3 protein-coding genes are annotated in these 6,244 nt (G+C 69.7%); 1 reads left to right on the top strand and 2 read right to left on the bottom strand.

The genetic code is table 11. From position 1 onward, the window contains the following. Nucleotides 1-3,499: multifunctional oxoglutarate decarboxylase/oxoglutarate dehydrogenase thiamine pyrophosphate-binding subunit/dihydrolipoyllysine-residue succinyltransferase subunit (locus RWQ91_RS12810; protein ID WP_399546420.1), on the top strand; the 3,499-nt coding region annotated here is incomplete at its 5' end. Between the two features lie 43 nt (nucleotides 3,500-3,542). Here the strand turns inward: RWQ91_RS12810 and RWQ91_RS12805 are convergent. Both RWQ91_RS12805 and RWQ91_RS12800 read right to left on the bottom strand, forming a co-directional pair. After that, nucleotides 3,543-4,838 (bottom strand): amino acid permease, encoded by a 1,296-nt coding sequence (locus RWQ91_RS12805; protein WP_314506602.1) that lies wholly within the window; start codon nucleotides 4,836-4,838, stop codon nucleotides 3,543-3,545. 87 nt (nucleotides 4,839-4,925) lie between these two features. After that, nucleotides 4,926-6,230 (bottom strand): GNAT family N-acetyltransferase, encoded by a 1,305-nt coding sequence (locus RWQ91_RS12800; RefSeq protein ID WP_314506601.1) that lies wholly within the window; start codon nucleotides 6,228-6,230, stop codon nucleotides 4,926-4,928. Nucleotides 6,231-6,244 lie beyond the last annotated feature (14 nt).

Here is a 6,244-nt window from a genome sequence, read left to right as displayed (position 1 = left end):
GTCCGAGGGCGCCCAGCCGGCCGACGCGCACCCTGTGACCGCACCCATCCCCGTGATCGGCGCACCGCCCGTCGCGCGCACCACGGCGCGCCCGGCCGCCCGCCAGCCCATTCCGGCGCAGGCGCCCGCCGTGGCCCCGTCCGCGAGTGCCGAGAACCCCGAGGACGACAAGGTCACGGTCCTGAAGGGCATGACCAAGGCGCTCGCGGTCAACATGGACGAATCGCTCAGCGTCCCGACCGCGACGAGCGTGCGTACGATCCCGGCGAAGCTGATGATCGACAACCGCATCGTCATCAACAACCACATGTCGCGCACCCGCGGCGGCAAGATCAGCTTCACGCACCTCATCGGCTGGGCGCTGATCCGCGCGCTCAAGGAGTTCCCGAGCCAGAACGTGTTCTATGCCGAGATCGACGGCAAGCCGTCGGTCGTGGCGCCGGCGCACATCAACCTCGGCATCGCGATCGACCTCCCGAAGCCGGACGGCACCCGTGCCCTCCTGGTCCCGAGCCTGAAGCGCGCCGACACGCTGACCTTCAGCGAGTACCTCGTCTCGTACGAGGACCTCATCACGCGGGCCCGGGCCAACAAGCTGACCGCCGCAGACTTCCAGGGCACGACCATCTCGCTCACCAACCCCGGCGGCATCGGCACCGTGCACTCCGTTCCGCGCCTCATGAGGGGGCAGGGCTGCATCGTCGGCGCCGGTGCGCTGGAATACCCGGCCGAGTTCCAGGGCGCGAGCGAGAAGACGCTCAACGAACTCGCGATCGGCAAGACGATCACCCTGACCAGCACGTACGACCACCGTGTCATCCAGGGTGCGGGCTCGGGCGAATTCCTCAAGAAAGTGCACGAGCTGCTCATCGGACAGCGCAACTTCTACGAGGACATCTTCGCCGCGCTGCGCATCCCGTACGCGCCGATCCACTGGGGCAACGACATCAACGTCGACCTGGCCGAGCGCGTCGACAAGACCGCCCGGGTGCAGGAGCTCATCAACTCGTTCCGCGTGCGCGGCCACCTCATGGCCGACATCGACCCGCTCGAGTACGTGCAGCGCACGCACCCGGACCTGGAGATCGAGCAGCACGGACTGACGTTCTGGGACCTGGATCGCGAGTTCGTCACGGGCGGCTTCGGCGGCAAGCGCCAGATGAAGCTGCGCGACATCCTCGGCGTGCTGCGCGACTCGTACTGCCGCACGATCGGCATCGAGTACATGCACATCCAGGATCCGGCTCAGCGGCTGTGGTTCCAGGAGAACGTCGAGCTGAAGTACCAGAAGCCCGGCCACGACGAGCAGCTGCGCATCCTCAGCAAGCTCAACGAGGCCGAGGCGTTCGAGACCTTCCTGCAGACGAAGTACGTGGGGCAGAAGCGCTTCAGCCTCGAGGGCGGGGAGTCGCTCATCCCCCTGCTGGATGAGATCCTGCAGGGTGCCGCCGAGGCGGGCCTGGACGGCACCGCGATCGGCATGGCCCACCGCGGCCGCCTCAACGTGCTGACCAACATCGCCGGCAAGACGTACGGCCAGGTCTTCCGCGAGTTCGAGGGCTCGGTCGCCGTCGGCAGCAAGAGCGGCTCGGGCGACGTCAAGTACCACCTCGGCACGGAGGGCACGTTCGTCGATGACCGCGGCGAAGAGCTTCCGGTGTACCTCGCGGCCAACCCGTCGCACCTCGAGACCGTCGACGGCGTGCTCGAGGGCATCGTCCGCGCCAAGCAGGACCGCAAGCCGATCGGGACGTTCTCGTGGCTGCCGATCCTCGTGCACGGCGACGCGGCATTCGCCGGCCAGGGCGTCGTGGTCGAGACGCTGCAGATGTCGCAGCTGCGCGGCTACCGCACGGGCGGCACGATCCACGTCGTGGTGAACAACCAGGTCGGCTTCACCACCGTGCCACAGGACGCGCGCACGTCGGTCTACGCGACCGATGTCGCCAAGACGATCCAGGCGCCGATCTTCCACGTGAACGGCGACGACCCCGAAGCTGTCGTCCGGGTGTCGCAGATCGCTTTCGCGTACCGTCAGCGCTGGCACCGCGACGTCGTGATCGACCTGGTCTGCTACCGCCGCCGCGGGCACAACGAGGGTGATGACCCCTCGATGACGCAGCCGCTCATGACGAACCTCATCGAAGCGAAGCGGTCGGTCCGCCGGCTGTACGTCGAGGCGCTCGTCGGTCGCGGTGACATCACCGAGGAGGAGTACGAGCAGGCCAAGAGGGACTTCCAGAACGGTCTGGAGATCGCCTTCGCCGAGACGCACGCCGCGGAGACCGGCACGTCCCCGATCGTCGAAGAGGCCGTGGTCGAACCGGCCGTCGGGTCGCCGGAGACGACGGGTGTCTCCCGCGAGGTCGTCCAGATGATCGGCGACGCGTTCGTCAACAAGCCCGAGGGCTTCACGGTGCACGCCAAGCTTCAGCAGCTGCTGGAGAAGCGCCTGGACATGAGCCGCAACGGCTCGATCGACTGGGGCTTCTCGGAGCTGCTGGCTTTCGGATCGCTGCTGATGGAGGGCACGGCCGTCCGCCTGGCCGGACAGGACTCGCGTCGGGGCACGTTCGTCCAGCGCCACTCGGTGCTGCACGACCGGGCGAACGGACAGGAGTGGATCCCGCTCACCAACCTGAGCGAGTCGCAGGGCAAATTCTGGGTCTACGACTCGCTCCTGAGCGAGTACGCCGCCCTCGCCTTCGAGTACGGCTACTCGGTGGAGCGCGCGGATGCGCTCGTGCTCTGGGAGGCGCAGTTCGGCGACTTCGTCAACGGCGCCCAGTCGGTCCTGGACGAGTTCATCTCATCGGCCGAGCAGAAGTGGTCGCAGCAGTCGAGCGTCGTGCTGCTGCTTCCCCACGGCTACGAGGGACAGGGGCCCGATCACTCGTCGGCGCGCATCGAGCGCTACCTGCAGATGTGCGCGCAGGACAACATGACAGTCGCGCGTCCGTCGACCCCCGCGTCGTACTTCCATCTGCTGCGCCGCCAGGCCTACATGCGCCCCCGCCGGCCGCTGATCGTGTTCACCCCGAAGGCGATGCTGCGCCTGCGCGGCGCGACGAGTCCGGTGGACGCGTTCCTGACGGGCAAGTTCGAGCCGGTGCTCGATGACGATCGCGGTCTCGATCGCGACAGCGTCAAGCGCGTGCTGCTGCACGCCGGGAAGATCCACTGGGATCTGAAGGCCGAGCTCGACAAAAACCCCAATCCCGAGATCGCACTCGTCCGGCTGGAGCAGTACTACCCGGCCCCGATCGAGCAGCTCAACGCGATCCTGGACAGCTACCCGAACGCCCAGCTGTTCTGGGTGCAGGACGAACCCGAGAACCAGGGCGCGTGGCCGTTCATCGCGCTCGAGGTCGTCAAGCACCTGCACGGCCGGACGATCCGCCGCATCTCGCGCGCGGCCGCCGCATCCACCGCGACCGGCTCGCCGAAGGTGCACGCGCTCGAGCAGGCGGCGATCCTCAAGAAGGCGCTGACGCTCTAGCCGTCGCATGACCAGGACCGGATGCCGCGGCATCCGGTCTTCGTCATCTGCGCGTGGATGCTCCCCGGCGCCGCTGCACGAGCGTCACGACCACGGCGGCGATCGCGAGCACCACGACCGGAAGCATCGAGCGGACGGCGAGCACCAGCATCCCGACGCAGAGGACGACCGCGACCCACGCCGTCCACCACCCGCGCGACCCCGTCGGCAGGATGCGCACCGCCGCGATCATGCCGATGACGTAGATCGCGACCATGCTGCTGGTGTGCACGAGGATGAACGGCGTCAGATCCAGCCCGCTCCACACCATGAGCGAGACGTAGACCGCCACGACGGCGCCGGTGAGCGCCAGAGCGCGCCGGGGGATGCCGCCGCTCTCGGCTCCGGGCGCGAACCAGCGGGGCAGATCACCGTTCGCGGCGAGCGACGCTCCGAGCTTGGCGAAGGCGGCGAGGTACACGTTCAGCACGCCGAGCGCCACGATCGCCGCGATCACTCCCACGGCGACGGACCCGAATCCCGGCGACCCGAGGCCGGCGAGGGTCAGCAGCGGCACCCGGCCCGCCCCTGCCGCGTCGCCGAGCGCGCCGACGGTGACGATCTGCAGCGCCAGGTAGCACGCACCGGTCACCACGAGCGCCACCGCGGTGGCGATCGGGATCACGCGGCGGGCATCGCGGAACTCGCCCGACACGTGCGTTCCCACTTCCCAGCCCGCGAACGCCCAGACGAACAGGCTGACCGCGGTGCCCACGCCCGCCCACCCGTGCGGAAGGAACGGCTGGAAGTTCCGAGGCTCCACCGAAGGAGCCGCGAACGCGACCACGGCCACGACCACCGCCAGCAGCAGGGCCGTCAACACGAGCTGCAGCCACCCGGCCACCCGCACGCCGAACGTGTTCACGCCGAACGGCAGGGCGAGGAAGACCAGGCCGAGCAGCGGAACGACCGCTCGATCGGCTCCCACGACAGCCGCCACATACTCCGCACCCAGCATCGCCACCACCGGAGCGCCCGCGCACACGCCGAAGAAGAACCAGTAGCCGGTCACCCGGGCGGCGGTCGGACCCAGGGCGCGACGCGCGTAGCTGGCGACTCCGCCCGCATCCGGGTAGCGCGCCGCGAGGGCGGCGAACGTGCCCGCCAGCGGCACGGACAGGATGATGACCGCGACCACGGCGACGATGCTCGCCGGCCCGGCAACCTGTGCGGCGAGTCCGGGAAGGACCAGCAGCCCGGTGCCCAGCACGGAGCCGATGTACAGCGCGATGCCCTGAGTGAGCCCGAGCGACGCGGTTCGCGGAGGTGACGGGGCGAGGGCGGCGAGGGGGCGGGTCACTGCTCCAGTCTCACGTTCCGGCGTCCGCCCCACGCCGCCGCACCTGCCAATCGTGACGCGGCGCCTGCCAAACGCCGCTTCGAGCGGCTAGTACCAGACGCTGAGATACGGCACCTGTGCCGAGGCGAAGACCGCATCCAGGCGCTGCACGGTCGCCTCGTCCGCCGTCACCATACCCGCCGCGCGCAGGGTCGATGCCCGCACGCCGCCCAGCACCAGGGACGACAGCGCGTTCACCGACAGGCGGGCATCGGGGGTCCCCTCCGACGCGCTCACCGACGCCGAGCCCGACGCGTCGACCGCCAGCATCCACGTGCCGTCGGCGAAGCCGAGGGGGTCTTCGACGCGCAGCCGGAACGAGCCGGCGACCGGATAGCTGCGGGCGCCCAGCACCGCGGGCACATCCAGGATGCGCAACCACCCGTGCTCACCGGTCTCCACCTTCGTGCTGCGCTGGTCGGCGATCATCCAGCGCAGCGGCTCGTCGACCGAACGCAGCTGCGCCTTCACCGTCGAGACGAGGTCGTGCTCGAGCGCGAACCGCCACAGCGACGCATACGCGTCGTCGGTCTCGGTCAGCAGGTACTGCAGATGCAGCTCGTGCTTGGTGAAATCCGAGTCCTCGTCGCCGAGGCGGTACACCGCGAGCCCCCGCGTCGCGCCGGCCCGGTCGGCGTAGCGCACCGCCCGCAGCTTGTCGCCGCCCTCCTGCCCCGGCGCGAGGCCGGCCATGCGGCGCCAGAGTCCGGGCCATACCGCGATCTCCCCGGGTCGATCGGCGCGCACCCGGTCGTGCAGTGCGGGCAGTTCGTCGCGCAGGCGCGCGCGATCGATGAAGTCCAGCCGCCCGTCGGGGCGCGGGCCGATCCACACGGCCCGCTTCGTCTCGATCGACCAATCGGTGGCATACGTCGCCGGGGCGAATCCGAACCGCCCGTAGATGGTCGCCTCGGACACGGTCAGCCCGGCGATCGCAACGCCCGCGGCGGCGGCCGTGCGCAACTCCCCCTCGAGCATCGCGCGGGCGATGCCCCGACGCCGGTGGGTCGGAGCGACCGTGACGCCGCTGATCGCCCACATGGGCAGGCCTCGCCGGCCCGGCAGCGACAGATCGGCGACCCAGGAGTTGACCGTGCCGACCGGCTGCGCCGGATCGAGCGAGGCGGGGTCGTAGATCCCGACGAAGCGCCGGAAGCTCAACCCGTCGCGCATGCCGCCGAGCTGCTGGTCGCTCTGCTCCCCCGCCAGGAATCCCCGCATCTCGGCCTGCAGATAGGGGTCAAACACTGCCGCATCGGCGGTGTCGATCACCCGGTACTCCAGGCCGTTCCCGGCGACGGCCTCGGCTGCGGTGGGATCCGCCGGGGCGCTCTTCGCATCGTTGACAGACATGCTCCGAGGCTACC

Source organism: uncultured Microbacterium sp. (assembly GCF_963524805.1).
GTDB lineage: Bacteria > Actinomycetota > Actinomycetes > Actinomycetales > Microbacteriaceae > Microbacterium.
This window is presented reverse-complemented; position numbering and strand designations above follow the sequence as displayed.

What these genes read in the sequence shown, in the direction of transcription:
- RWQ91_RS12800 (WP_314506601.1), bottom strand. Translation starts at nt 6,230, where the DNA reads ATGTCTGTCAACGATGCGAAGAGCGCCCCGGCGGATCCCACCGCAGCC.